This is a genomic window from Noviherbaspirillum sp. FW303-A3, assembly GCF_058788695.1.
The window spans coordinates 2,133,440-2,159,365 of record NZ_JBYTAZ010000001.1; the positions used below are offsets into that span (position 1 = coordinate 2,133,440).

Sequence of the window (25,926 nt, forward strand, 5' to 3'; positions counted from 1 at the left end):
TCCGGCAGGTCTGCAAGAGTTTTCCTGAACAACGATCCATCCCCGTGACCGACCTGCGCCCGAACGAGTGATTCGTCCTGTCCTTCACCTGCTGACGAGCTGGATGCTGGCAGCGATGCTGCTGGCGGCTGCGCTTGCGCCGGCACCGGCCCGCGCGGAAGGCGTCGAGATCACGCAGGCGGCACTGGAATATACCGACGACGGCTACAAGCTTGCCCTCGGTTTTTCCTTCGAACTGACGCGCGGACTGGAAGATGCGGTCACGCGCGGCATACCGCTCTATTTCACCACCGAGGTCCAGCTGACCCGGCCGCGCTGGTACTGGTTCGATGAAAAGGCCGTGACCGCCGCCCAGACCATCCGCATCTCCTACAACGTGCTGACGCACCAGTACCATGCCTCCATCAGCGGCCGGCTGCAGCAAAGCTTCACCTCGCTCGATGACGCGCTGTCGCTGGTGCGCCGGCCCAGCCGCTGGGTGGTTGCCGAAAAAGGCGCGCTCAAGTCGGGCGAGGTGTACACCGTCGCGGTTCGCATGGGGCTGGACGTGGCCCGCCTTCCCAAGCCGTTCCAGGTCCATGCGATGAACAGCTCGGACTGGCGCTTCTCTTCCGACTGGAAGCAATTCACGTTCAGGGCGGAATAAGGTGCAACGGTTCCTGCGTTATTTCCTGGTCGTCGGCGGCGCGATCGTCAGCATCCTGCTGTTCCTGCTCGCTTCCGCGTCCGAGAACTCCGCCTTCTTCGACCGCCACTACCCCGAGCTGCTGGTCCTGAATGCGCTGATCGCCGTCGCCCTGCTGGCGCTGGTGGGCCTGTTGCTGGCGCGCCTGTACCGCGGACGAAAACGCCGCGAATTCGGCTCGCGGCTGATGACGCGGCTCGTGCTGCTGTTCGCGGTGGTGGGCATCCTGCCCGGGACGGTGATTTACATGGTGTCGGTGCAGTTCGTATCGCGCTCGATCGAATCCTGGTTCGACGTGCGGGTGGAATCGGCGCTGGAATCCGGCCTCACCCTCGGGCGCACGGCGCTCGACGCATCGCTTGCCGACCTGAGCGCCAAGGCACGCAGCATTGCCATCGAACTGTCGGAAATGTCCGAGTCGGCACAGGTCACGCAACTTTCCCGCCTGCGTGATCAAAGTCAAACGCAGGAAGCAACTATTGTCACTTCCAACGGTCATATTGTCGCGACTGTCGGCGGCCGTATCGGTACGCTGGTGCCGGACCTCCCCACTGCGGCGATGCTGCGCCAGGCGCGCATGTCGCGCGGGTTTTCGGCCATCGAAGGAGGCTTCGATTTCAGCGACAGCCCGGCAAAGGATAGCCAGGCGCCGGCTGCGCAGGAGCAGCGCGCGTCGTCTAATGCGGCTGCAGACCTGCGCCTGCGTGTGGTGGTGGAAATCCCGGCGTCCAACTCCGACCTGTCGCTGCAGAGCGAGACCCGCTTCCTGCAATTGCTGCAGCCCGTCCCGGCTCACCTCGCCGCCAACGCGGAGGCGCTGCGCGCGGCTTACAGCGAGTACCAGGAACGCTCGCTTGCACGGACCGGTCTGCGCAAGATTTACCTTGTGACACTGACGCTGACCCTGCTGCTCGCCATCTTCGGCGCGATTGCCGCGGCCTTCCTGATCGCAGGCGACCTCGCGCAGCCGCTGCTGGTCCTGGCGGAAGGCACCAAGGCAGTGGCGGAGGGCAACCTGTCGCCGCGGCCGATCGTGGCGACGTCGGATGAACTGGGAACGCTGACGCAATCGTTCAATACGATGACGCGGCAACTGTCGGAAGCGCGAGCCTCGGCAGAACGGAACCGCGCTGCGCTGTCCAATGCGAAGGCGTACCTCGAATCGGTGCTGGCCAACATGTCGGCCGGCGTGATGGTACTGGACAGCCAGTTCAGGCTGGTGACATGCAATGAATCGGTGGAGCGCATCCTGCTGAACGAATTCGACGCCCATATCGGAAAGCCTTTGTCCGCCATCGATGGCCTGGAGCCGATGGCCAATGCAATCACGAAGGCATTTTCCGAGCAGCGCGCACAATCGGCGGGCGACGCACCGGCCGACCTCCACTGGCAGAAGCAGATCGAGGTCCCGCGCCGCACCGCCGAACCCGATGGGGACAACGACATCACCCTGCTGGCGCGGGGTTCCTACCTGCCGGTGGCAGGAGGGACGGGCTACATCGTGGTGTTCGATGACATCACCGACGTGATCTCCGCGCAGCGCTCGGTCGCCTGGGGCGAAGTAGCGCGCCGCCTCGCACACGAGATCAAGAATCCGCTGACGCCGATCCAGCTCTCGGCCGAGCGCCTGCAGATGAAACTCGAAGCAAAGCTGGAGGGCCAGGACGCCGCCGTGCTGAGCAAGAGTACCGCCACCATCGTGAACCAGGTCTCGGCCATGAAGCGCATGGTGGACGACTTCCGCGATTACGCGAAGACGCCGCCCGCGGTCCTGACGCCGCTCGACCTCAATGCACTGGTGGAGGAGATCCTGCATCTGTATGTCGGCGGCGACGAGCGCGATATCATTCGTGCCTCGCTCAGCCCGGACCTGCCGCAGGTCATGGGCGATGCGACCCAGTTGCGGCAAGTGATTCATAATCTCCTGCAGAACGCGCAGGACGCGGTAGCCGACCGCGCATTGCCGGATGTCAAGCCGCACATCGACGTGACCACGGAGGCCGTGCATTACGACGACCCGGACGGCGGGCATCGCACGGCGGTGCGACTGACTGTCGCCGACAATGGCCCGGGCTTCTCGCCGAAGATTCTTGCGCGCGCGTTTGAACCTTACGTCACTTCCAAGTCGCGCGGAACGGGGCTCGGCCTGGCGATGGTAAAAAAGATCGTGGATGAACACGGCGGTCGTATCGACATCAAGAACAGGTCGAACGGCGGCGGTGCCAAAGTAGCAATTTTGCTGTTAAAGTTAGCGCCGGACGAGAATCGAGCGGCGGCCTGAAACAAATCGTGACAACTCTCCTGCTCCTGTACGACGCACATCAACAATAATCAGCGACAGCGGAAGCACACAAGGTAAGCATATGGCAAACATTCTGGTAGTCGATGATGAAATGGGTATCCGGGAACTGCTCTCGGAAATTCTGGGCGACGAAGGCCACGTCGTCCTCATGGCAGAAAATGCGCAGCAGGCACGCGATGCGCGCGCACAAGGTGCGCCCGATCTTGTCCTCCTCGACATCTGGATGCCGGATACGGATGGCGTGACGCTGCTCAAGGAATGGCAGCGCGATGGCCTGCTCACGATGCCGGTGATCATGATGTCCGGCCATGCGACGATCGATACGGCAGTAGAGGCAACACGCATTGGCGCGCTGAATTTCCTGGAGAAACCGATCGCGCTGCAAAAACTGCTCAAGGCGGTCCAGCAGGGACTGACACGAACGACCGAAGTGCTGCGCCCGGCGCCGGTCTACCATGCCCGCCCCGCTCCCGTGCCATCGGAAGAAAGCAGCATGCCGCCCGTCGGCAGCTACGCGCCGATACCGGCAGGAATCATCCCGAACGCCAGCGTGCCTGCACCGGCAGTCGCGCAGTCCGACTCGCATCTGTTCGGCCTGTCCTTCGACCTGCCGTTGCGCGAGGCACGGGATGCCTTCGAGCGCGCCTATTTCGAGCATCACCTGATGCGCGAAGGCGGCAGCATGACGCGTGTCGCGGAGAAAACCGGACTCGAACGCACCCACCTGTACCGCAAGCTCAAGCAGTTGGGTGTCGAACCAAGCAAAGTGTCCCGCAAAGGGTGATTCCCACAACGCTCGTGACCGGTGCCAGTCCCGCATTGCGCGAGGCGGCCATCCGTTCGGCAATGACGCCTGATATCAAGGCAGCCATCATTCTTGAAGGCATTCCCGACGCCATTTCAGGCCTGGATGGCGACACTCCCCACCTCCAAATCGCGCGTATCGCTCCCGGCTGCCTTTGCTGCACCGGGAACCTCACCATGCGCGTCACACTCAACCGCCTGCTGCGCGGCAAGCCCGAGCGCCTGTATATCGGAATGGCAACAGCCGCCCATATCGAGCAACTCCGTGCATTTCTTTCCGCACCGCCGTACGACAATTTACTCACCCTGACTAAAGATTTGTACGCGTAGTGCCGATCTTTCTTATAGGAACACAGCTTTTTCGTGGCAGGCCCGCGAGAATCCTGCGACGGCTTGAAATCGGCGAAGGTGGCCCCATTTTTGCATCATAGGTACTGGGTTACCTTCAATTTATCCCGTAGCAGAAGGAGCGCAAAATGAACTTGATCTACAACAGCGAGCAGTACAGCGTCGTAGAGTTCGGGGCCGATGACGGGCGCGAGGCCTTGCGCTTTGGCGGATATGAAATCATGGACAAATCCGGCAAGCGAGAGATCTTCATTGGCGGCACCCTCGCCAAATCATTCCGCGAAGAGGTGGAAAACCTGATCGCAACCGAACCGACAGTGGAAGAAATCGATGACTTCCTCGGCAAATACGACGCGCTGATGCGTCAACCGGTCACCCTGCACTAATTACAAAACTCCGCCACAGAATACACGGCGTTCTGTGGACCTTCCGGAACTTCGCTGCGACTGTGCCTGAATGCTGCCCTGTGGCATGATGGCGGGCAATATCAGTCGGCCCCCTTTCCAACGCAATCCACTCGACACGGGTATCGCCCGTGCAGGGCATCGTCTTTGCGTCCCGGGGACAACCAGCGAGGTGTCGGATGGACCAGTTCAGTGCATTGAAGGCGTTCTGCCGCGTCGTGGAGGCCGGTAGTTTTTCGGCGGCCGCCGCCGCAATCAATGTGTCGCACACGGTCATGTCGAAGCAGGTCCGCCAGCTCGAGACGCTGCTCGGCGCGCAACTGCTCAACCGCACGACGCGCCGGCTCGCCCTGACCGAAGCAGGCCAGACCTACTACGAACGCGCACGCCGCATCCTCGACGAGCTGCATGATGCGGACCTCGCGGTAAGCCGCCATCATGCCGTGCCGCGAGGGACATTGCGCATCAATGCGCCGATGGCATTCGGTACGCTCGACATGGGGCGATGGCTTCCTGCTTTCATGGCACGCTATCCTGATCTGAAGGTCGACCTCGTGTGCAACGATCGTTTCGTCGACCTCATCGAAGAAGGCTTCGACGTGGCCGTCCGGCTTGCGCGCGAGTTGCCCGACTCTTCCCTCGCAGCGCGCAAGCTCGCCACAACCGCGACCATGCTCGTGGCATCGCCGGACTACCTCAGGCGTTGCGGCATGCCCGCATGCCCTGAAGATCTCGCCAGGCACAACTGCCTGATCTACACGCTCGTTCCCAAACCGAATGAATGGACGCTGACGTCGCCGCAAGGCGAACGCACGACCGTCACCGTCAGCGGCAGCTTCCAGTCCAACACCGGCCTTGCCCTGCGCTCGGCGGCACTCGCAGGCACCGGGATCGTGACGTCGGCATCGTTCATCGTGCATGGCGACCTCGTTCGCGGCGACCTCGTCCCGGTCCTGCCCGATTACCGTCTGACTCCTCGCGATATCTACGCGGTGTACCCGCATAACCGCCACCTTTCGCCCAAGGTGCGGGCTTTCGTCGATTTCGCGTGCGACATCTACCGATCCTCCGAGTGGGGCTGACATGTACGCGAATTCGCGCCTGGTCAAGAGTGCCCAGACGGGCATCCACGAGCATCTTCCGGTACTCGTGGCACGGCACGCACGGGCCAAGTTCCGCAAGCCGGTCATGCCGTACAACCAGGATGCCTTCGCGTCGAGCATGGCCGCATGGCGAGCGGCAGGAAGCGCGCCGCTGATCCTCGATGCCGGTTGCGGCGTCGGTCTGTCGACCAGGCATCTGGCACGCTTGCACCCCGATCATTTCGTCATCGGCGTTGACCAGTCGGCAGACCGGCTCGGGCGCAACACGGCATGGGAGGGTGAGCTTCCGTCAAATTTCATCTGCGTGCGCGCCGATCTCGTCGACTACTGGCGGCTGATGCTCGCCGCCGATGTCCGTCCGCGGAAGCACTTCATCCTCTATCCCAATCCATGGCCGAAAATCGGGCATCTTGCCCGGCGCTGGCACGGGCATCCTGTCTTTCCCGCCATCGTTGCCCTGGGGGGCGACATCGAGTGCAGGAGCAACTGGCGTATCTATATCGAAGAATTCGCAGCGGCACTCACGCAATTGACCGGCATCACCGTCCCGACAGCACCTTTCCTGCCCGCCCACCCCATCACGCCGTTCGAAAAAAAATACGCCGATTCCGGCCATCAGTTATGGCGTTGCCGTGTGCTTTTACCTCCGTGAATATCCACCCATAAATTTTCCATACGGAAAATTATTTTTTTACGTAACAAATCCGGACATCCAATATCCATGCGGTTTTCCGAAGAAAATGCCGTGGAAAGCCCCTATTTTCCGTCGTTTCAGATAAGAAACCTAGATTTGACGGAGCACAAACGGCGATTCCGTTATTGTCAACTCCCGCATTTATGGCATTGTTCGTGTGACTAAAAGACGGTAATCTCGGCCCTTGATCACGTTCTGACCGGCCCCCCCAGAAGGCCGCCGCCGGGGCAGTTTCCGGTGCGAGGGAGGGTATCTCAATACTTGCCCAAGCCGTGCGGAGGACATGCCGCCGCGCCCCGGTCCATACAACACGAACAAGGGTAATGCGACATGCTTAACGTCTCCAATTCTGCATCGACGACCCAGCCCGTGCTGGTCTTGCGACTGACCGGACGCAACGGGCAGCAATGCCCCTACACCGAAACACTCCGGGATCACGGCCTCAATCTGATCGAATGCTTCACCCTCGAATCCGCCTACCAGGCTGTCGAGAGCGGCTGCCGGGTCGGCCTGCTGATCGTCACCCAGGTGTCGGAACTCGCGCATATCGACAAGTGCGAGCCCTTCGTCAGCAACAACCGCATCTCCTGGGTCGGCCTCGTCGCGCAGGAACTGATCTCGATGCCGCGCATGCGCGAATTCATCGGCGAGCACCTGTTCAACTTCATCACCCTGCCCGCCGACCTCGATCACATCGTCCTGACGCTGCGTCATGCATGGGGCATGGCATTCATGCGCGACCTCAAGCGCGATGCATCCCCGGCCCCAACACCGGATAGCGCGGAGTTCGTCATGGTCGGCAGGACGCCGCAGATGCAGCAGCTGTTCAGCCAGCTCCACAGGGTTGCGCGTACCGATGCCTCCGTACTCATCACCGGTCCGTCGGGCACCGGCAAGGAACTCGCCGCGCTGTCGATCCATCGCCAGTCCGCACGGCGCGATGCGCCCTTTGTTGCAGTCAATTGCGGTGCGATCGCGCCACAGCTGTTCCAGTCCGAACTCTTTGGCTACGAGAAGGGCGCCTTCACCGGCGCCAGCCAGCGCAAGATCGGCCGCATCGAAGCGGCACAGGGCGGCACGCTCTTCCTCGACGAGATCGGCGACATGCCCTTCGACATGCAGGTCAACCTGCTTCGCTTCCTGCAGGAGAAAACCATCGAGCGCGTGGGCGGGAACGATTCGATCGAGATCGACGTGCGCGTCATCGCGGCGACCCACATCGACCTCGCCGAGGCGGTACGCCAGGGACGCTTCCGCGAAGACCTGTACTACCGCATCAACGTGGTGAACATCGGCATGCCGCCGCTGGCCGACCGCGGCCAGGACATTGAAGACATCGCCAAGCACTACTTCAACCAGTTCGCCAGCATGCACAACCGCAGCCTGCGCGGCTTCTCCAAGGCAGCGATGAATGTGATGCTGAGCCACTCCTGGCCCGGCAACGTGCGCGAGCTGGTCAACCGCGTGCAACGTGCCACGGTGATGGCGGAAGGCCGCTTCATCCAGCCGGAAGACCTCGGCCTCGATCGCAGCAACGACCAGTCGCAACTGATGTCGCTCGAAGATGCGCGCGCCGCCGCGGAGCGGATGATGATCCGCCGCGCGCTGTCGCAGTCGCGCAACCAGATTTCGCGTGCCGCGTCGCTGCTCGGCGTATCGCGCGTCACGCTGTACCGCCTGATCGAAAAATACAATATCAGGCCCGATACGGTGGCACCGGCCCATGCGCCGTTCATGAACAGCACCAAGCCGGACCTCGAAGTTCACAAGTGATCGTCGCGCTTCGGCGCGCCGGGGCCGTCTAAAATGACTCAGCCGGCCCGCCATGCGGCGTAAGAAGCAGCCCTCCTCTGCTCACGCACGCGTTGCTCATCCGGCGCGCGCCGCCTCCTCCCGCCGTGCACTCTCTTTCGCTGCATAGCTGCGCAGCACTTCGGCCAGGCGGCTTGCGGCCGGCGTGGTGAACCAGGGCCGGCCGTGAATCAGGTAGAGCATCGATTTGTACGCTTGCTTGTCTCCAAGAGGGAGACAGGCAAGCTGCCCCTGGTCCAGCCACTTCTGCACACGATGCTTCGGCAGCCATGCATAGCCCAGTCCTTCGCATACGGCGGCGACAACCGTGTCGAAACTGTTCATCGTCCAGCGACGTATCTGCTTCGGCCCGCCGCCCATCGGCTTGCCGCCCCCGTTCCCAGGCCCCATTTCGATCTGGATGTGCTGCGCGAGATCCATCGAACTTGGCTCGCGCTCCAGCCGCATCAGCGGATGCCCGGGATGCGCAACGGCGACATACTCGACTTCTGTCAGGGGCTCGCCAAGGTAGCCGAGGGGAACGCGTTCGCTGATGGCGAGGTCCACATTCGGGTCGCGCACGATATCTTCCGCCTGCAGGGTCGGCACCTCGCGCAGGCGCACATGCGCGGCGCCCTTGCCGATCTCGGTGAACTTGCTCAATGCCTGGGTAAGGAGATGCACGGGAAAGTTGTGGTCGACAATCAGGCGCACTTCATCGCCCCACCCCTGACCGAGGTTCTTGGCGAAATTTTCCAGTTCGACAGCTTCCTTCAGGACATTGCGGGAACGTTCGAGGAGCGCGCGTCCCTCCGGCGTGAGGGTGGCCTTGCGCCCTTCGATGCGGAGCAGTGGCGTGCCAAGCTGTTCCTGGAGTTTGGACACGGTGTAGCTGATGGTGGATTGGCTCAGGTGCAGCGACTTGGCCGCTTCCGCGAAGCCGCCGCAGTCGATGACCGCGTGGAATATCCGCCATTGCTTGAGGCTGACGTAGAGGTTGTGGATGTCATGCGGCCGCGAGCGATAGGTAGCGCGCGCGCCGTCATGCCTTGCTGCATGCTTGAACTCTTGCGTTCTCGATTGCGTCATGGTGCTTTCCTCGTGTTCAGAACAGACCGGTTGACGACCGCGACATGGGGAACCCTCCCCTGCACCTCGCGCCTTTGCGGACGCGAGCCTCAAGCAAAACATACGCCTGTCATGACAAAGGATTGATTTCGCTCGCTTTTCAGCCGTTCAGGCATGGCGCGTCGTCCTGTTGTGTATCACCGCCGTCGTGGCGAACGTTGGCGCGAGGCAGGAAACCGCCCCTGTCCGCCTGGACATGTCACGACACATCAAATGTGAGGAACACAGGCCAATGTTGGGATTCGCGCACCGATAAGGAGAAATACTTCGTGAAAATCGATCATTTTCGCGGAGCAGGCCGGAGACCGCGTGCGTCCGATCGCCACTCCGAGAGCACGGAAATTGTGTACGGTCATCGAAGTATCCGCGCGATGCAGCGTCGAGAGATGTAAAGCACCGCCATCATCGGCAAGTGCGCGCCACCGCAAGCGGACAGCGGCGGCCACGCCATGCCTGCACATCCATTCCCTGCGCCTCGAAAAAAAACCCGCCACGCCTGCTTGCACAGACAATGGCGGGAACCGGAGAGGGTAAGACGTCGCGAGCGGCGCAAGCGCAGGCTGCGCCCCGGAGAAGTCAGTCCCCGGCATATCGCAAGTGGCGTGCCACTTCTGCAAATGCTTGATTCGTTTACGCTTGTTTTGCCGTCTCCGGAAAATCAGTGCGGCACCTGTCCTGAAGTGTGTCAATGACGTTCAATTGCTGCGCAGACTGTGCAATGCATGTGCATTCGCTTCGAACGGAGAAGAAAAAAGGCGTGCCCTGGGACACGCCTTGCATTGGCGCTCAAGCCGGCACCAGAAATCAGCCACCGAAGTACAGCGTGCGGCCAGTCTGGTTGCGTGCGGCCTGCACTGCCTCGCCACGCACTTCCTCACGGCTCCTGGTCGATGCGACATGGGTATGCTCGACGAACTCGCTGTTGCCGGCGATCTGCTCGGCAGCGCGTGCCTGCTCGAGCTCGACGCGCACTTCCGCGCGGGTCTTGCTTGACGGTACGTTGGTGTGCTCGACGAAGATGCCGTTGTCAGCGGCAAAGGCGGTGCCGGTGGCTGCGAATACCGCGATGGCGGCGACGATTTGCTTTGCGTTCATGTTCAGACTCCCGATAGATTGATTCGATATTTGCTCCGGTGGCGACCGGATGTCGCGCATCGATGAGTCACAGTGTAGAGATTGCGCGGATCACAAAAAAGACGAATAATCGCAAGACACTATTTCCGATTCAGAAACAATAGACAACGATGGACAGACTGCAATCCATGCGCGTCTTCGCGAAGGTGGTCGAACAGGGCAGTTTCGCCGCCGCCGGCAAGGCGCTCGATATTTCCAATGCCGTCGTGACGCGCCATGTGGCGGACCTGGAAGAGCATCTCGGCACGCGCCTCCTCAACCGCACCACGCGCCGCCTGTCCCTCACGGAAACCGGGCACGCTTATCTCGAGCGCGTGCTGCAGATCCTGCAGGAGATCGAGGATGCTGAAGCGATCGCCTCCTCCCAATCCAAGAAGCCGAGCGGCACGCTGCGCCTTTATTCCCACCTCGGTTTCGGCCAGACACAGCTGGCGCACCTGCTGCCGGCATTTGCCGCCAAATTCCCCGACGTCACGCTGGACGTGACACTTTCAGACCGGTCGGTGGACCTGGTCGAAGACAGCTATGACGCCGGGATTTTCATCGACTTCCAGAAATTCGACAGCGGCATGATTGCGCGTCAGCTTGCCGTGTCGGAAGCGATCCTGTGCGCCTCGCCCAAGTACATCAAGGAACGCGGCACACCGCGCAGCGTGGACGACATTTCGCGGCATGCCTGCCTGAATTTTTCCTACGAGCAGTTGCGGCATTACTGGCCGACCAAAGGCCGGGACGGCGAGACCGTCAATGTGCCAATAAACAGCAAGGTGATCTCCAATAATGGAGAACTGCTGCGGCAATGCGCGCTGGCAGGGATGGGCATCATGATCCGTCCCTCCTTCGCACTGGGCGACGACCTCGCAGCGGGCCGGCTGGTTCGGCTTTTGCCCCACCACGAACTTGGCCAGCTGACCGTGATGCTGGTCTATCCCAGCCGCCGCCTGCTGTCCGCCAAGGTGCGCAGCTTCGTCGATTTCATGGCGCAGCAGTTCCCACGGCCGGAAACCGATCCATGGCTATGGTGATGCAGCACGCGCCAGTTTGTCCGCGACGTGCTATGTTGTGGGTTCAATCGAAATATCCCTGCTCACCATGTGTCAGCTACTTGGCATGAACTGCAATGTCCCGACGGACATCGTGTTCAGTTTCACCGGATTCGCCACGCGCGGCGGGCGCACGGACGAGCACAAGGATGGCTGGGGCATCGCGTTCTTCGAGGGCGCAGGAGTGCGCCACTTCGTCGACTACGAGTCCGCCGTCGCCTCGCCCATCGCCGACCTGATCAAGCGCTGCCCGATCAAGTCCAAGAACGTCATCGCCCACATCCGCAAAGCCACCCAGGGACGCGTCTCGCTCGAGAATTGCCATCCCTTCGTGCGCGAACTCTGGGGCCGATACTGGGTATTCGCGCACAACGGCGACCTGAAGGACTTTGCGCCCCAACTCGACGGCGCCTTCAGGCCGGTCGGCACCACGGACAGCGAACAGGCCTTCTGCTACCTGTTGCAGCAATTGCGCCGACGCTTCGGGGATACGCGGCCGGAACTGGATGCCCTCGCCCCGGCCCTGAGGGAACTGACGGCGGAGATTGCGCGCCACGGCACCTTCAACATGATGCTGTCCGACGGGACTGCGCTGTTTGCGCACTGCTCCACGCATCTCCACTACATCGTGCGCCAGCATCCTTTCGCCACTGCCAAACTCTCGGATGAAGACCTGAGCGTGGACTTTGCCCAAGTCACGACCCCGCGCGACAGGGTGGCGATTATCGTCACTGCGCCGCTGACCACGAACGAGGCGTGGACGCAGTTTGGCGCCGGTGAATTGAAGGTCTTTGTCGAAGGCGAACCCGTCTCGTTTTGACGAGGCGCAGCATTTCACAGAGCGTCCGGACTTTCTTGGCCTGCGCTAAACAATCCAGCATGTAAGCGCCCGCTCTTGACTTCATGCGAGGATTTTCCTGTGCAGCGCACCATCAAAAGTTGCGTAAAGGCAATAAAAATACGCTAGAGTGCAGCAGGTAATTCGGCATCCGGCTTTGCCCTGCAAAAGGGTGAACAGGCCGTATGCGTTGCCCCATACCCGCAACCCATACGTCCTGTGCGCGCCTGCTTTTGGCGCGTGCAACTCTCGGCCCCCGCCCTGACTGCGGGGACACATGTCATCTCAACGACGAGAAGAACAAGAACGTGATCATCGCCGACTCATCATCAGGCGCAGGAGCCGCCATACCGCTGAAAGTGCGGGAATTCTTCCTTGCACGACAACCTATCCTCGACCGCACCCAAGCACTGGTTGCCTATGAACTCCTGTTCCGCAACGCCGCGTTCGGTCCGGCCAAAGTGACGAGCGATCTTTCCGCGACCGCTTCCGTCATCGCCCACGCTTCGCAGCTCGGCATGGAAAAAGTCATCGGCGACTCGGTCGGCTATCTCAATGTGGACGCGGCCGTGCTGATGAGCGATATCTTCAAGTTCCTCCCGCGCGAAAAAGTAGTGCTCGAGATCGTGGAGACGATGAAGGTCACGCCGGAAATCCTCGCGCGCATCGAACACCTCGTCGCCGACGGATTCCGCTTCGCGCTGGACGATGTGATCACCGATTCGGACGATGTGCAGCAACTGCTGCCGCTGGTCGAGGTCATCAAGTTCGACCTGCGCGACATGCCGCTGTCAGCGTTGCTGAAACTGACGCCGCGCTTCAAGCTCTCGAAAAAGAAACTGCTGGCCGAGAAGGTGGAAACCCAGGAACAGTTCCAGACCTGCCTCGAACTCGGCTTCGATTATTTTCAGGGCTACTACTTCGCCAAGCCGGTCATCCTGAGCGGCAAGAAGCTGTCACCCTCGCAGCTCTCGGTAATGCAGTTGATGTCGCTGATCAATTCCGACGCGGACAACAGCGACATCGAACGCGCCATCAAGAAGGATGTGTCGCTGTGCTTCAACTTGCTGCGGCTCGTCAACACGCCCGCCGTCGGTTCGCCGCGCCGCATCGACTCCGTCACCCAGGCGCTGATGGTCCTCGGGCGCAACCAGCTGCGGCGCTGGCTGCAGATCATGCTGTATGCCGAACCCTGCAAGAAGGGCCAGGCGATGACGCCGTTGCTTCGCCTCGCCACGACGCGCGGAAAATTGCTGGAACTGATCGCGCAGCAGGTCGAACCGCGCAACCGTGGCATGGCCGATACGGCATTCACCGTGGGCATCATGTCGCTGATGGATACCCTATTCTCCATCCCCATGGAGGAGATCCTGGAACAGGTATCCGTCGTGGACGCCGTCAGCGATGCCCTGATGCACCGCAAGGGCGTCTATGGCGACATGCTGAGCCTTGTCGAGCAGATGGAACGCATTGAAGAAGCTGGCCCCATGCTCGACGACCTGGTCGACCAATTCCACCTGTCGTCCGACGATCTGGTCAACCTGCAGATCTCGGCATTCGAATGGAGCGACAGCGTGGCGCGATACGCCTGATTGCGGGCCCATCCACGAAAAAGTACGCCACCTTGCGGTGGCGTTTTTCATTCCAGGCCGGTTACAGGTTCGGCGCCAGCCAGCGCTCCAGGTCGTCCCTGGGCACATCGCGCCGGGCAGCCATGTCGGCCACCTGGTCCTCGCCAATCTTGCCGACGACGAAGTACTTCGACTCGGGATGCGCGAAGTAGAAGCCGGACACCGATGCGCCGGGGAACATCGCGAAGGACTCGGTCACCTGCATGCCAATCTCGTCGCACTGCAGGAGCTTGAACATGTCCGCCTTCACCGTGTGCTCCGGGCAGGCCGGATAGCCGGGCGCCGGGCGGATGCCACGGTAGGCTTCCTTGATGAGATCCTCATTGGACAGCGACTCATCCGACGCATAACCCCACAGATCCTTGCGCACGCGCTCGTGCAGGTGCTCGGCAAATGCTTCGGCAAGGCGATCGGCGAGCGACTTCAGCATAATGCTGCTGTAGTCGTCGTGCGCATCCTCAAAGCGCTTCTCGTGTTTCTCGATGCCGATGCCGGCCGTAACCGCGAACAGGCCGATGTAATCGGCGACGCCCGAGGACTTGGGGGCAATGAAATCGGCGAGGCACTGGTTCGGACGCGCCACGCCATCGATTACCGGTTTTGCCGTCTGCTGGCGCAAGCCGTAATACGTGAACGCGACCTTGGTGCGTGTCTCGTCGGTGTAGATCTCGATGTCGTCGTCGTTGACCGTGTTCGCCGGCAGAAGTGCGATCACGCCGTTGGCGGTCAGCCAGCGGCCCTCGATCAGCTTCTTCAGCATCGCCTGGCCTTCTTCATAGACCTTGCTCGCCTGCTCGCCGACGACGGCATCCTTCAGGATGGCGGGGAAGGGACCGGCAAGGTCCCAGGTCTGGAAGAAGGGGCCCCAGTCGATGTATTGTGCGAGGGTCGCAAGGTCGTAATTCTTGAACACGCGGCGGCCGACGAATTTCGGCTTCACGGGTGCGAACTCGAGCTTCGCCTTGTTCGCACGCGCTTCGGCCAGCGACACCATCGGCGTCGCTTTCTTGTTTGCATGCTGTTCGCGGATGCGCTCGTAGTCACCCTTGATATCTTCGATGTACTGGTCGCGCTGCTCCTGCGTCAGCAGCGATTGCGCAACCGAAACCGAGCGCGATGCGTCCGCCACGTAGACCACGGGGCCTTCGTAGTTCGGCGCAATCTTCACTGCGGTATGCGCGCGGCTGGTGGTCGCGCCGCCGATCAGCAGCGGGATCTTCAGCATGCGGAAATGCGGGTCGCGCTGCATTTCCTTCGCAACGTAGGCCATCTCCTCCAGCGAGGGCGTAATGAGGCCGGACAGGCCGATGATGTCCGCATTCTCCGCCTTCGCCTTGGCGAGGATCTCGGAGCACGGCACCATCACGCCCATGTTCACCACTTCGAAGTTGTTGCACTGAAGGACCACCGACACGATGTTCTTGCCGATGTCATGCACATCGCCCTTCACGGTCGCGATCACAATCTTGCCCTTCGGCTTGGCGGCGATACCGGTGCGCTGTTCTTCGAGGCGCTTCTCTTCCTCGATGTACGGGATCAGGTGCGCCACCGCCTGCTTCATGACGCGCGCGGATTTCACCACCTGCGGCAGGAACATCTTGCCCTGGCCAAACAGGTCGCCGACGATGTTCATGCCATCCATCAGCGGGCCTTCGATCACATTGATCGGGCGGCCGCCGGCTTCCAGCGTCTTGACGCGCATCTCCTCGGTGTCTTCGACGATCCATTGCGTGATGCCGTGCACCAGCGCATGCGCGAGGCGCTTCTCGACCGGATCGCTGCGCCATTCGAGGCTTTGCTCTTCCTTCTTCGCGCCGGCCTTCAGCGTGGCGGCGAATTCGATCATGCGTTCCGTCGCATCCTCGCGGCGGTTCAGCACCACGTCCTCCACACGCTCGCGCAACTCAGGAGCGAGGTCGTCGTACACGCCAACCATGCCTGCGTTGACGATGCCCATGGTCAGACCGGCCTTGATTGCGTGATAAAGGAAGACGGTATGGATCGCTTCACGTGCCGGGTCGTTGCCGCGGAAGGAAAAGCTGACGTTCGACACGCCGCCGCTGATCTTCGCGTGCGGCAGGTTTTGCTTGATCCAGCGCGTCGCATTGATGAAATCGACCGCGTAGTTGTTGTGCTCTTCGATGCCGGTCGCAATGGCGAAGATGTTCGGATCGAAGATGATGTCTTCCGGCGGGAAGCCGACCTCTTCTGTCAGGAGCTTGTATGCACGGCTGCAGATTTCGATCTTGCGTTCGAATGTGTCGGCCTGGCCGGTTTCGTCGAAGGCCATGACGATCACTGCAGCGCCGTAGCGGCGGCACAGCTTGGCCTGGCGCAGGAATTCCTCTTCGCCTTCCTTCATCGAGATGGAATTGACGACGGCCTTGCCCTGCACGCACTTCAGACCGGCCTCGATCACCGACCACTTGGAAGAGTCGATCATGATGGGCACGCGAGCGATGTCCGGCTCGGATGCGATCAGGTTCAGGAAGCGCGTCATCGCCGCGACGGAATCGAGCATCGCCTCGTCCATGTTGATATCGATGACCTGCGCACCGTTCTCGACCTGCTGGCGCGCGACCGACAAGGCTTCGTCGTACTGCTCGTTCAAAATCATGCGCGCGAACGCCTTGGAACCGGTGACGTTGGTGCGCTCGCCGACGTTCACGAACAGCGATTCGTCGTCGACGATGAAAGGCTCCAGGCCCGACAGCTTCATGCGATGGTCGCTGACCGGCACCGTGCGCGGCGCGACGTCCTTCAGCTCGGCGGCGATCGCGCGGATATGGTCTGGCGTGGTGCCGCAGCAACCGCCGGCGATGTTGACAAAGCCGCTCTGCGCGAATTCCTTCAGCAACGAGGACGTGACGTCCGGCGTTTCATCGAAACCGGTATCGGCCATCGGGTTGGGCAGGCCGGCGTTCGGATAGATGCAGACGAAGGTATCGGCGATCTTCGACAATTCTTCCGCGTAGGGACGCATCACCGCCGCGCCGAGCGCGCAGTTCAGGCCGATGGTCAAGGGCTTGGCGTGGCGCACCGAGTGCCAGAACGCGGGAACGGTCTGGCCGGACAGGATGCGGCCGGAGGCATCGGTGACGGTGCCGGAGATCATGATCGGCAGGCGCTTGCCCGATTCTTCAAAGAAGCTATCGATGGCGAACAGTGCCGCCTTGCAGTTGAGCGTATCGAAAATAGTTTCGACCAGAAGCACGTCCGAACCGCCCTCAACCAGTCCGCGCACCTGTTCGATGTAGGCCGCGACGAGCTGGTCGAAGGTGACGTTGCGTGCGCCGGGGTCGTTCACATCGGGCGAAATCGATGCGGTCTTTGGGGTCGGGCCGACTGCGCCGGCGACGAAGCGCGGCTTGTCGGCCGTCGAATACTTGTCGCAGGCCGCGCGCGCGAGCTTCGCCGCCGCCACGTTCATCTCGTAGGCGAGATGCCCCATGTGGTAGTCGTCCTGTGCGACGCTGGTTGCGCCGAAGGTATTGGTCTCGATGATGTCGGCGCCGGCGGCGAGATATTTCTCGTGGATCTCGCTGATGACCTGGGGCTGGGTCAGCACGAGCAGGTCGTTGTTGCCCTTGATGAACAATTCCTTGCCCGGCACCTGGAAGTCGGCGAAACGCGTGCCGCGGTAGTCCTCTTCCGTCAGCTTGTACTGCTGGATCATGGTGCCCGTCGCACCGTCGAGGATGAGGATGCGCTTGGACAGCAGATCGCGCAGGAGCGCTTCGGTGGCAGAGACGGCGTCGCGTTTCATGTTGGACTCTCTAAAAGCAAAAAACCCGGCCAGCAAAAGCAGGACCGGGTCTGATCTCCGCTTTAGCTGCATTTGGTAGTGGGACTATCCCCTGGAGGACTGCACCCTGGCGCCCGCAAGCTGGTTTTGACTTGTTCAATCAAATCGGCGCAACAAAAATTATACGGGAAATCACCTGGACGGTTAAGAAATGCACATTGTTGAGATTCTTGCATTTTAGAAAGGGATCCGTGCCGTTTCGGCACAGGTCCTGTGCAAGACAGCCCGTAGTTCCCGGCCGCGTCCGCGCTTAAGCTTTTGATTACGGGATTGCACTTGCAGAAGCCCTGGCCCCCACAAGGAGAACGCCATGCCCCTCGTCACCCTCACCCTCCGCAAAGGCAAGACCGCCTCGTTCAAGAACAGTGTCCTGAACGCCGTGCACCGCGCGCTGGTTGCCTCCGGCGTACCGGAAACCGACCGCTTCCACCGCGTACTGGAACTGGAACAGGAAGACTTTCGCTACGACCCAGGTTATCCCGACCTGTCATCCCCACGCACCGATGATTTCGTGCTGGTCGAGATCCTGCTGTCGTTTGGGCGCAGCGTGAAAGTAAAGAAGAAGATCCTGGCCGACATCATCGAAGGAATCGCGCAAGCCCCGGGCCTCGACCCGGAGCAGGTGATGGTCGTTTTCAAGGAAACCGCGTGGGAAAACTGGTCGTTCGCGGGCGGACGCCAGATTCACGTTTAGGCGAAACGTCCGCCTTCGAGGGGGAAACCCTTCAGGAATTCGGCGGCAGGCAGGCGCTTGCCGCCAGGCTTTTGCAATTCGAGCACGCGCAACGCTCCCTGGCCGCAGGCAATCAGGACGCCGTCTTGTGCGGAAGCCGCCAGCACCTTGCCGGGTTCGGCTGCGGTCGCACCAGCTACCGGTTCGGCGCGCCAGAACTTGACTGCAACGCCATTGAACATGGCAGTCGCTCCAGGGAAAGGATTGAACGCGCGGATTTTGCGCTCCAGCAGGTCCGCCGGTTGCGCAAGATCGAGGGCCGCCTCTTCCTTCGCGATCTTGGCCGCGTAAGTCACGCCCTCTTCCGGCTGCGGCGCGGCATTCAGCTCATCCTGCTCAAGCTTCCGCAGGGCATCGACGATCATGCGCCCGCCGAGTTCGGCGAGCTTGTCATGCAGGCTCGCGGTCGTATCCGTCGCCATGATGGGGATGCGCTCCATCAGCAGCATCGGGCCGGTGTCGAGGCCCTCTTCCATCTGCATGATCGTCACGCCCGTCTCCGCATCGCCGGCTTCGATCGAACGGTGGATCGGTGCCGCACCGCGCCAGCGTGGCAGGAGCGATGCGTGGATATTGATGCAACCTTGCATGGGAATGTCGAGCACGCTACGCGGCAGGATCAGGCCGTAAGCGGCGACGACCATGACATCGTGCGGCGTGGCACGCAGCAGCGCGTGCGCCTCCTCGGCGACCTCGGGGTATTTACCGTTCAGGCGCAGCGACACCGGCTGCGCAACCGGAATCCCATGCGCCACCGCAAACTGCTTGACGGGCGATGCCTGCAACAGCATGCCGCGTCCTGCTGGACGATCCGGCTGCGTCAGCACCAGCGGAATCTCGAAGCCTGCTTCATGCAGGGATTGGAGGGCGACCGCGGCAAATTCCGGCGTACCGGCAAAAACGATTCTCATGCTTGTTGGTCTTGTTGCAGGCCCGCGGGCCTGGGGAGAAAGGGACGGCGCGTGAATTACCGTGCGCCGACAGTCTTGCGCTGCTTCGCCAGTTCCCGCTCTTCCTTCTGGAGCTTGGTCTTGATGCGGTTGCGCTTGAGCGGTGACAGGTATTCGACGAAGACCTTGCCCTTCAAGTGGTCCATCTCGTGCTGGATGCACACCGCCAGCAGGCCGTCCGCCTCGACTTCGAACTGCTTGCCGTCGAGATCGTAGGCGCATACCTTGACCTTGGCCGGACGTTCGACGCCGTCGTAGATGCCGGGCACCGAGAGGCAGCCTTCGTCATAGACCTGCCGCTCCTCGCTCGCCCAGATGACTTCGGGGTTGATGAACACTTGGAGCTGGTCATGGGTTTCGGACACGTCGATCACGATCAGCTGCTCGTGGACATCGACCTGCGTCGCGGCCAGTCCGACGCCGGGCGCATCGTACATGGTCTCGGCCATGTCGGCGGCGAGCTTTTTCAGGCGCTCGTCGAATACGGCGACCGGCTTGGCGACCTTGTGCAGGCGCGGATCGGGATAGCGAAGAATATTCAATATGGACATACGGCTTTTGCGCAACAACTGCTGGATCTAGGATTGTCGTTTCTCTTGCTAGTTCAAGGATTTATGTGCAGAATTTGATTCACTTTGACAAGTTTCGTCAGGCAACAATTTGTTACACTGACAACATGCAGTGGCGATAAGAATAGTCGTTGATTTGAGCCACATTTACCGGACTGACTATGAAAAAGTTTAGCACAGCCGCCCTCGTTCTCGCGCTTGCCTCTGCTTACGGCAGCGCGTTCGCAGCAGGCGAAGAAGCGATGAACAACCCGCGCTGTGCCTTCCTGCAGAATGCGCCGGACCAGCATACCGTGGTGCGCGGGGATACGTTGTGGGACATCTCCGGACGCTTCCTCCAGAACGCCTGGTGCTGGCCGCAGGTCTGGGGCATGAACAAGGACGAGATCCGAAACCCGCACCTGATCTACCCCGGCCAGATTGTCTATTTTGACCGCGCTGCCGGCAGGCTGCGTCTTGGCAAACCCGTCGGCGGCAACGGCGCGCAGGACGGACGCGCCAGCCAGACCGTGAAGCTGACGCCGCAATTGCGCACGGAAGGCCTGGGCATGGAAGCCGTCCCCGCCATTCCGTCGAACGTCATCGAACCCTTCCTGTCCCAGCCGCTGGTCGTCGGCGAGGGCGAGCTGAACGATGCGCCTCGCATCATTGCCACCCAGGAATCGCGCGTGATGCTGGGCAAGGACGACAAGGCCTATGTCCGCGGCGCCATCACTTCGGGCACATCGTTCCAGGTCTTCCGTCCAGGCACGCCCCTGCGCGACCCGGATACCAACGCGGTGATCGGCTACGAAGCAGCCTATCTCGGCACCATCAAGCTCGAACGCCCCGCCCGCACGCCAGATGAGGCGCATGTCTTCAATGTCGTCAGCGTGAAGCAGGAGATGGCTGTCGGCGACCGCCTGTTGCCTGTTCCGCCCACGCCTATCCTCAATTACGTACCGCACCCGCCCGAGAAGGATGTCGCCGGCCGCATCGTGTCGGTGTACGGCGGCGTGACCCAGGCCGGCCAGAACCAGATCGTCGCCGTCAACCGCGGCAGCAAGGACGGCCTCAACATGGGGACGGTGCTGGAGCTCTTCCGCTACGGCCCGATCATCACGGACCGCACCGATAAAGGCTCCATGTGGACCATCGGCCCGTGGGGCCGCACGCAGGTCAAGCTGCCCGATCACCAGTACGGCAGCCTGTTCATCTTCCGCGTATTCGATTCCATTTCGTATGGACTCGTGATGCAGGTTACGGACACGGTGCAGGTAGGCGACGTCGCGAAGTCGCCGGAATAAGCACTGACGCATGGCGCAAACTGACAGGGCGCACGAGCTTGCGCAGTGGATTCGCCTTGAGCGCACTCCTGGCGTGGGCCCTGAGACCGCGCGCAAGCTCCTGACCGCCTTTGGCCTGCCGGACAATATCTTCGCGGCAGACCTCTCCTCGCTCCTGCAAGCCGTCCCCGAGCGCATCGCGCGCGCACTGGCGGCACCGATGCCGGACGAGACACGCGCGCAAATCGACAAGACCCTGGAATGGGCGGCACAGCCCGGCAACCATGTGCTCACGCTCGCTGACGAGCACTATCCGAAATCCCTCCTCGACATCTCCGACCCGCCCCTGGTTCTGTATGTAAAGGGCAATGCCGATCTGCTTTCGCGTCCATCGATTGCCGTGGTGGGCAGCCGCAACGCAACCACGCAGGGCATGGTCAATGCAGAGCAGTTTTCTGCGGTACTGAGCAATGCGGACCTCGCCATCATTTCGGGACTCGCCCTCGGGATCGACACTGCTGCGCATACCGGCGGGCTGCGCGGCAGCGGCTCCACCGTCGCCGTCATCGGCACCGGCGCCGATATCGTCTATCCCGCCCGCAATCGCGGACTCGCGCATCGCATCGCGGAGAATGGATGCATCGTGAGCGAATACCCGCTGGGCATGGGCGCACTCGCAGCCAACTTCCCGCGCCGGAACCGCATCATCTCCGGACTGTCGCGCGGCGTGCTGGTGGTGGAAGCCGCTGCGCAGTCGGGATCGCTGATCACCGCGCGCATGGCCGGCGAGCAGGGCCGCGACGTGTTCGCGATTCCCGGATCCATCCACTCGCCGCTTTCCAAGGGATGCCACCTGCTCATCAAGCAGGGCGCCAAACTGGTCGAATGCGCGCAGGACGTGCTCGATGAACTGCGGCACATTCCCCTCCCCGCAAGGCAAACCGCACCGGTTGCCGACGACGACAAACCGGTTGTCGAATCCGGCATCCTGGCCGCGCTCGGCTTCGATCCCGTCGCGCCGGACGTCCTCGCCCTCCGTTGTGAAATGGACATCGCAGCCCTGAATGCCGAGCTGCTCACGCTCGAACTGGACGGCCATATCGAGATGCTCCCGGGCGGAATGGTGCGCCGGCTCGCAACAACCTGAAACCAAATCTGCTGTCCCAGTTCCCGTTTTTGGGATATGCTGTAATCGTAAGGCCCGATAAACCTTGTACTGTCGCTGGCATGACACGGCTCTTTCCTGTGCGTGGCAACATCGCGTTTTAACGGGGATCGCACCACGAGCATGTCATTTTTTGCAACCTGGTCGCGGCGCCGCCTTCTGGCAAAACGGCCTTAACGCTACAGTAAATCATGTTTGACGTTCTCGTTTATCTCTACGAAACCTACTACCGCCCCGACGCCTGCCCGGACTCGGAAGCGCTGGTCAAGAAGCTGTCGGCAGTCGGTTTCGAGGAAGAAGAGATTTCCAAGGCGCTGGGCTGGCTGACCGACCTCGCAGAGGCCACCAACGAATTTGCCGAAAGCTATCCGCAGCAAACCGCCTTTTCCTTCGGCATCCGCATCTACGCGCCGCAGGAAATGGATGTGCTCGGCACGGAAGCGGTCGGATTCCTGCAATTCCTCGAATCCGCCAAAGTCATCGATCCGATCCAGCGCGAAATCATCATTGAGCGCGCGCTCGCCGTCAGCGAATCGCAAGTGTCGCTGGACAAGATCAAGGTCATCGTCCTGATGGTACTGTGGAGCCAGGGCAAGGAACCGGATGCGCTGATTTTCGACGAATTGTTCTCGACCGACGAAGACTCCGAACCACGCCTGATGCATTGACGGCAAAGTAACAAAGGCACCTCCCCACTTGTTTCCTGTCGGGCAAACCGGCGTGCGGCGGCGCTCCCCTCCCTCTCCTCGCTTGCGGTTTTCGCCGCATCACGCTTATCATTGGCCGCTAAAACCCCGGATCGTTGATATATTGGTAGGGTTTGCAGCCAGGCAAGCCTTGAGTCTGCCCCGATTGCTGTCTATATATATAAGCGCTTGCCCGCGCCACTCTCGAGACCAACTTTATGACTAAGACCCTCATCATCGCAGAGAAGCCCTCGGTCGCGAACGACATCGCGAAGGCGCTGGGCGGCTTTGCCAAGCACGATGAGTACTTTGAATCCGACGAGTACGTGCTGTCCTCCGCCGTCGGCCACCTGGTCGAAATCGGCGTCCCGGAAGAATATGACGTCAAGCGCGGCAAGTGGACCTTCACGCACCTGCCGATGATCCCGCCCCACTTTGCGGTCACGCCGATTGCCAAAACGGAATCGCGGCTGAAAGTGCTGAACAAGCTGCTCAAGCGCAAGGATGTTTCCGCCGTCGTCAACGCATGTGACGCGGGCCGCGAGGGTGAGCTGATTTTCCGCCTGATCATGCAGTACGCCAAGGCCAAGCAGCCGATCAAGCGCCTGTGGCTGCAGTCCATGACGCCGGCCGCGATCCGCGACGGTTTTGCCCGCTTGCGCGACGACAAGGAAATGTTGCCGCTGGCCGATGCCGCCCGCTGCCGCAGCGAAGCCGATTGGTTGATCGGCATCAACGGCACGCGCGCAATGACCGCCTTCAATTCCAAGGATGGTGGCTTCTACCTGACGACCGTGGGCCGCGTGCAGACGCCGACACTGTCGATCGTTGTCGAGCGGGAAGAGAAGATCAAGAATTTCGTGCCGCGCGACTACTGGGAAGTGCGCGCCGAATTCGTGTGCGCCGCCGGCATTTACGAGGGCCGCTGGCTCGACACGAAATTCAAGAAGGACGAAACCGATCCCGAGAAGAAAGCCGAGCGCCTCTGGAGCAAGGCCGCAGCCGAATCCATCGTCGCGGCCTGCCGCGGCAAGCAGGGCACGGTTACCGAAGAAGCGAAACCGGCTTCGCAACTGTCGCCCGCGCTGTTCGACCTGACCAGCCTGCAGCGCGAGGCGAATTCGCGCTTCGGTTTTTCCGCGAAGAACACCCTCGCACTGGCGCAAGCACTGTACGAAAAGCACAAGGTGCTGACCTATCCGCGTACCGATTCGCGCCATCTGCCGGAGGACTACTTCGACACGGTGAAGCAGACGCTGGACGTGGTCGCCGAGAACAACAACTACCATCAGTTCGCCAAGCAGATCCTGAACAAGAACTGGGTGAAGCCGAACAAGCGCATCTTCGACAATGCGAAGATCAGCGATCACTTCGCGATCATCCCGACGCTGCAGGCGCCGAAGAACCTGTCCGAGCCGGAACAAAAGCTCTACGACATGGTGGTGCGCCGCTTCATGGCGGTGTTCTTCCCCGCAGCCGAGTACCTCGTCACGACCCGCTTCACCGAAGTGTCCGGCCACAGCTTCAAGACCGAAGGCAAGGTGATGACCAATGCCGGCTGGCTGGCCATCTACGGCAAGGAAGCGGCGAACGACGACGACAAGGAAAATGCCGGCACGCTGGTGCCTGTCGCCAAGGACGAGAAGGTGAAGACCGACAAGGTCGCCGCCAACGGCCTCGTTACCAAGCCGCCCGCGCGCTACACGGAAGCGACACTGCTGTCCGCGATGGAAGGCGCCGGCAAACTGGTCGAGGATGAAGACCTGCGTGAAGCGATGGCCGGCAAGGGTCTCGGCACGCCGGCGACGCGCGCGGCGATCATTGAAGGCCTGCTGAATGAAAAATACCTGCTGCGCGAAGGCCGCGAACTCATTCCGACGGCCAAGGCATTCCAGCTGATGACGCTGCTGCGCGGCCTCGGCGTGGATGAACTCACGGCGCCCGAGCTGACCGGCGAATGGGAATACAAGCTGTCTCAGATGGAGCGCGGCAAGATCAGCCGCGAAGAGTTCATGCGCGAGATCGCGCAGATGACGCAGATCATCGTCAAGCGCGCGAAGGAATACAACAACGACACCATTCCCGGCGACTATGCGACGCTGAAGACGCCGTGCCCGAATTGCGGCGGCGTGGTGAAGGAAAACTATCGTCGCTTCGCCTGCACGAAGTGCGAATTCTCGATGACCAAGATCCCCGGCAGCAGGCAGTTCGAAATCGCCGAGGTCGAGGAGTTGCTGCAGAAGCGCGAGATCGGTCCGCTGCAAGGCTTCCGCTCGAAGATGGGCCGCCCGTTCGCCGCGATCCTGAAGATCGTGCGCGACGAGGAGAACAGCAACTACAAGCTGGAGTTCGACTTCGGCCAGGCGCAGGATGAAGGCGAGGACGGCGAAGGCGTCGACTTCAGCAACCAGACGCCGCTCGGCGCCTGCCCGAAGTGCGGCAGCGGCGTGTTCGAAATGGGTCTCGCCTATGTGTGCGAGAAGACCGTTGCCAAGCCGAAGGCCTGCGACTTCCGCAGCGGCCGCATCATCCTGCAGCAGGAAATCGTGCCGGAACAGATGGCCAAGCTGCTCAACGACGGCAAGACCGACCTGCTGCCCGGCTTCATCTCGCAGCGCACACGCCGTCCTTTCAAGGCTTACCTGGTGAAGGACAAGAACGGCAAGGTGAGCTTCGAGTTCGAAGAGCGCAAGGCCAAGGTGCCGGCGAAGGGCAAGGCTGCCGAGGAAACGCAGGAAGAAGAAGCGCCGAAGAAACCTGCAGCGAAAACCGCGGCCAAGACGGCAGCGAAGACCGCCGTGAAGAAGCCGGCAGCGAAGAAGGCGGCGGCCAAGAAAGCCGCCTAATT

21 protein-coding genes are annotated in these 25,926 nt (G+C 61.3%); 16 read left to right on the plus strand and 5 right to left on the minus strand.

Annotated features, from left to right (window positions below; genetic code table 11):
- The first annotated feature begins 67 nt into the window (after positions 1 to 67).
- From AC3WOY_RS10490 to AC3WOY_RS10525, 8 genes are all read left to right on the plus strand, one after another.
- Positions 68 to 646 (plus strand): DUF4390 domain-containing protein, encoded by a 579-nt coding sequence (locus AC3WOY_RS10490; protein ID WP_492423442.1) that lies wholly within the window; start codon positions 68 to 70, stop codon positions 644 to 646.
- 1 nt (position 647) lies between these two features.
- Positions 648 to 2,966, plus strand: coding sequence for a sensor histidine kinase (locus tag AC3WOY_RS10495; RefSeq protein WP_492423444.1), 2,319 nt, complete (start codon positions 648 to 650; stop codon positions 2,964 to 2,966).
- Between the two features lie 82 nt (positions 2,967 to 3,048).
- Complete coding sequence (locus AC3WOY_RS10500) at positions 3,049 to 3,771, plus strand: response regulator (RefSeq protein ID WP_492423446.1); 723 nt, start codon at positions 3,049 to 3,051, stop codon at positions 3,769 to 3,771.
- A 62-nt stretch (positions 3,772 to 3,833) separates the two neighbouring features.
- Positions 3,834 to 4,121: a GTPase gene (locus AC3WOY_RS10505; RefSeq protein WP_492423448.1), complete on the plus strand. Its 288-nt coding sequence runs from the start codon at positions 3,834 to 3,836 to the stop codon at positions 4,119 to 4,121.
- A gap of 146 nt (positions 4,122 to 4,267) precedes the next feature.
- On the plus strand, positions 4,268 to 4,525 hold the full coding sequence (locus AC3WOY_RS10510) for a BTH_I0359 family protein (RefSeq protein WP_088708802.1): 258 nt from the start codon (positions 4,268 to 4,270) through the stop codon (positions 4,523 to 4,525).
- 197 nt (positions 4,526 to 4,722) lie between these two features.
- Positions 4,723 to 5,625 (plus strand): LysR family transcriptional regulator, encoded by a 903-nt coding sequence (locus AC3WOY_RS10515; protein WP_492423450.1) that lies wholly within the window; start codon positions 4,723 to 4,725, stop codon positions 5,623 to 5,625.
- A 1-nt stretch (position 5,626) separates the two neighbouring features.
- Complete coding sequence (gene trmB, locus AC3WOY_RS10520; RefSeq protein WP_492423452.1) at positions 5,627 to 6,298, plus strand: tRNA (guanine(46)-N(7))-methyltransferase TrmB; 672 nt, start codon at positions 5,627 to 5,629, stop codon at positions 6,296 to 6,298.
- A 372-nt stretch (positions 6,299 to 6,670) separates the two neighbouring features.
- A complete protein-coding gene (locus tag AC3WOY_RS10525; RefSeq protein WP_492423454.1) occupies positions 6,671 to 8,113 on the plus strand; it encodes a sigma-54 interaction domain-containing protein in 1,443 nt (480 codons plus the stop codon).
- Between the two features lie 96 nt (positions 8,114 to 8,209).
- Here the strand turns inward: AC3WOY_RS10525 and AC3WOY_RS10530 are convergent, their stop codons facing one another.
- Both AC3WOY_RS10530 and AC3WOY_RS10535 read right to left on the minus strand, forming a co-directional pair.
- On the minus strand, positions 8,210 to 9,220 hold the full coding sequence (locus AC3WOY_RS10530) for a LysR family transcriptional regulator (RefSeq protein ID WP_492423456.1): 1,011 nt from the start codon (positions 9,218 to 9,220) through the stop codon (positions 8,210 to 8,212).
- 843 nt (positions 9,221 to 10,063) lie between these two features.
- Entirely contained in the window at positions 10,064 to 10,354 is a 291-nt protein-coding gene (locus tag AC3WOY_RS10535) for a DUF4148 domain-containing protein (protein ID WP_492423458.1), read from the minus strand.
- A gap of 149 nt (positions 10,355 to 10,503) precedes the next feature.
- Between AC3WOY_RS10535 and AC3WOY_RS10540 the strand changes: the two genes are divergently transcribed.
- The 3 genes from AC3WOY_RS10540 to AC3WOY_RS10550 all read left to right on the plus strand — a co-directional run bounded on the left by AC3WOY_RS10540 (position 10,504) and on the right by AC3WOY_RS10550 (position 13,866).
- Positions 10,504 to 11,418: a LysR family transcriptional regulator gene (locus AC3WOY_RS10540; protein ID WP_492423460.1), complete on the plus strand. Its 915-nt coding sequence runs from the start codon at positions 10,504 to 10,506 to the stop codon at positions 11,416 to 11,418.
- 67 nt (positions 11,419 to 11,485) lie between these two features.
- The gene (locus AC3WOY_RS10545; RefSeq protein ID WP_492423462.1) at positions 11,486 to 12,256 is read left to right on the plus strand and encodes a class II glutamine amidotransferase; all 771 of its coding nucleotides are present in this window, start codon (positions 11,486 to 11,488) and stop codon (positions 12,254 to 12,256) included.
- Between the two features lie 332 nt (positions 12,257 to 12,588).
- Entirely contained in the window at positions 12,589 to 13,866 is a 1,278-nt protein-coding gene (locus AC3WOY_RS10550) for an EAL and HDOD domain-containing protein (RefSeq protein ID WP_492429257.1), read from the plus strand.
- A gap of 61 nt (positions 13,867 to 13,927) precedes the next feature.
- On the opposite strand, the gene metH is transcribed toward AC3WOY_RS10550, so the two are convergent.
- On the minus strand, positions 13,928 to 17,671 hold the full coding sequence (gene metH / locus AC3WOY_RS10555) for a methionine synthase (RefSeq protein WP_492423464.1): 3,744 nt from the start codon (positions 17,669 to 17,671) through the stop codon (positions 13,928 to 13,930).
- Between the two features lie 349 nt (positions 17,672 to 18,020).
- Between metH and AC3WOY_RS10560 the strand changes: the two genes are divergently transcribed.
- Positions 18,021 to 18,404 carry a tautomerase family protein gene (locus AC3WOY_RS10560; protein ID WP_492423466.1) on the plus strand — a complete coding sequence of 128 codons (384 nt, stop codon included), beginning with the start codon at positions 18,021 to 18,023 and terminating at the stop codon, positions 18,402 to 18,404.
- Here the strand turns inward: AC3WOY_RS10560 and fmt are convergent.
- Positions 18,401 to 19,354 carry a methionyl-tRNA formyltransferase gene (gene fmt / locus AC3WOY_RS10565; protein WP_492423468.1) on the minus strand — a complete coding sequence of 318 codons (954 nt, stop codon included), beginning with the start codon at positions 19,352 to 19,354 and terminating at the stop codon, positions 18,401 to 18,403. The two genes, AC3WOY_RS10560 and fmt, sit on opposite strands and share 4 nt — an antisense overlap.
- A gap of 56 nt (positions 19,355 to 19,410) precedes the next feature.
- Complete coding sequence (def, locus tag AC3WOY_RS10570; protein WP_492423470.1) at positions 19,411 to 19,944, minus strand: peptide deformylase; 534 nt, start codon at positions 19,942 to 19,944, stop codon at positions 19,411 to 19,413.
- 179 nt (positions 19,945 to 20,123) lie between these two features.
- Between def and AC3WOY_RS10575 the strand changes: the two genes are divergently transcribed.
- The 4 genes from AC3WOY_RS10575 (at position 20,124) to AC3WOY_RS10590 (ending at position 25,924) form a co-directional block, all read left to right on the plus strand.
- Positions 20,124 to 21,248 carry a LysM peptidoglycan-binding domain-containing protein gene (locus AC3WOY_RS10575; protein WP_492423472.1) on the plus strand — a complete coding sequence of 375 codons (1,125 nt, stop codon included), beginning with the start codon at positions 20,124 to 20,126 and terminating at the stop codon, positions 21,246 to 21,248.
- 10 nt (positions 21,249 to 21,258) lie between these two features.
- A complete protein-coding gene (dprA, locus tag AC3WOY_RS10580) occupies positions 21,259 to 22,374 on the plus strand; it encodes a DNA-processing protein DprA (protein WP_492423474.1) in 1,116 nt (371 codons plus the stop codon).
- A 209-nt stretch (positions 22,375 to 22,583) separates the two neighbouring features.
- Complete coding sequence (locus tag AC3WOY_RS10585; RefSeq protein WP_420472777.1) at positions 22,584 to 23,060, plus strand: Smg family protein; 477 nt, start codon at positions 22,584 to 22,586, stop codon at positions 23,058 to 23,060.
- A gap of 236 nt (positions 23,061 to 23,296) precedes the next feature.
- Complete coding sequence (locus AC3WOY_RS10590) at positions 23,297 to 25,924, plus strand: DNA topoisomerase III (protein WP_492423476.1); 2,628 nt, start codon at positions 23,297 to 23,299, stop codon at positions 25,922 to 25,924.
- Positions 25,925 to 25,926: the final 2 nt, after the last annotated feature.

Bases quoted from the DNA above. Each gene is read 5' to 3' on its own strand.
- AC3WOY_RS10500 (WP_492423446.1), top strand. From the start codon at position 3,049: ATGGCAAACATTCTGGTAGTCGATGATGAAATGGGTATCCGGGAACTG.
- AC3WOY_RS10505 (WP_492423448.1), top strand. From the start codon at position 3,834: ATGACGCCTGATATCAAGGCAGCCATCATTCTTGAAGGCATTCCCGAC.
- AC3WOY_RS10510 (WP_088708802.1), top strand. From the start codon at position 4,268: ATGAACTTGATCTACAACAGCGAGCAGTACAGCGTCGTAGAGTTCGGG.
- AC3WOY_RS10515 (WP_492423450.1), top strand. From the start codon at position 4,723: ATGGACCAGTTCAGTGCATTGAAGGCGTTCTGCCGCGTCGTGGAGGCC.
- trmB (WP_492423452.1), top strand. From the start codon at position 5,627: ATGTACGCGAATTCGCGCCTGGTCAAGAGTGCCCAGACGGGCATCCAC.
- AC3WOY_RS10525 (WP_492423454.1), top strand. From the start codon at position 6,671: ATGCTTAACGTCTCCAATTCTGCATCGACGACCCAGCCCGTGCTGGTC.
- AC3WOY_RS10530 (WP_492423456.1), bottom strand. From the start codon at position 9,220: ATGACGCAATCGAGAACGCAAGAGTTCAAGCATGCAGCAAGGCATGAC.
- AC3WOY_RS10535 (WP_492423458.1), bottom strand. From the start codon at position 10,354: ATGAACGCAAAGCAAATCGTCGCCGCCATCGCGGTATTCGCAGCCACC.
- AC3WOY_RS10540 (WP_492423460.1), top strand. From the start codon at position 10,504: ATGGACAGACTGCAATCCATGCGCGTCTTCGCGAAGGTGGTCGAACAG.
- AC3WOY_RS10545 (WP_492423462.1), top strand. From the start codon at position 11,486: ATGTGTCAGCTACTTGGCATGAACTGCAATGTCCCGACGGACATCGTG.
- metH (WP_492423464.1), bottom strand. From the start codon at position 17,671: ATGAAACGCGACGCCGTCTCTGCCACCGAAGCGCTCCTGCGCGATCTG.
- AC3WOY_RS10560 (WP_492423466.1), top strand. From the start codon at position 18,021: ATGCCCCTCGTCACCCTCACCCTCCGCAAAGGCAAGACCGCCTCGTTC.
- fmt (WP_492423468.1), bottom strand. From the start codon at position 19,354: ATGAGAATCGTTTTTGCCGGTACGCCGGAATTTGCCGCGGTCGCCCTC.
- def (WP_492423470.1), bottom strand. From the start codon at position 19,944: ATGTCCATATTGAATATTCTTCGCTATCCCGATCCGCGCCTGCACAAG.
- AC3WOY_RS10575 (WP_492423472.1), top strand. From the start codon at position 20,124: ATGAAAAAGTTTAGCACAGCCGCCCTCGTTCTCGCGCTTGCCTCTGCT.
- dprA (WP_492423474.1), top strand. From the start codon at position 21,259: ATGGCGCAAACTGACAGGGCGCACGAGCTTGCGCAGTGGATTCGCCTT.
- AC3WOY_RS10585 (WP_420472777.1), top strand. From the start codon at position 22,584: ATGTTTGACGTTCTCGTTTATCTCTACGAAACCTACTACCGCCCCGAC.
- AC3WOY_RS10590 (WP_492423476.1), top strand. From the start codon at position 23,297: ATGACTAAGACCCTCATCATCGCAGAGAAGCCCTCGGTCGCGAACGAC.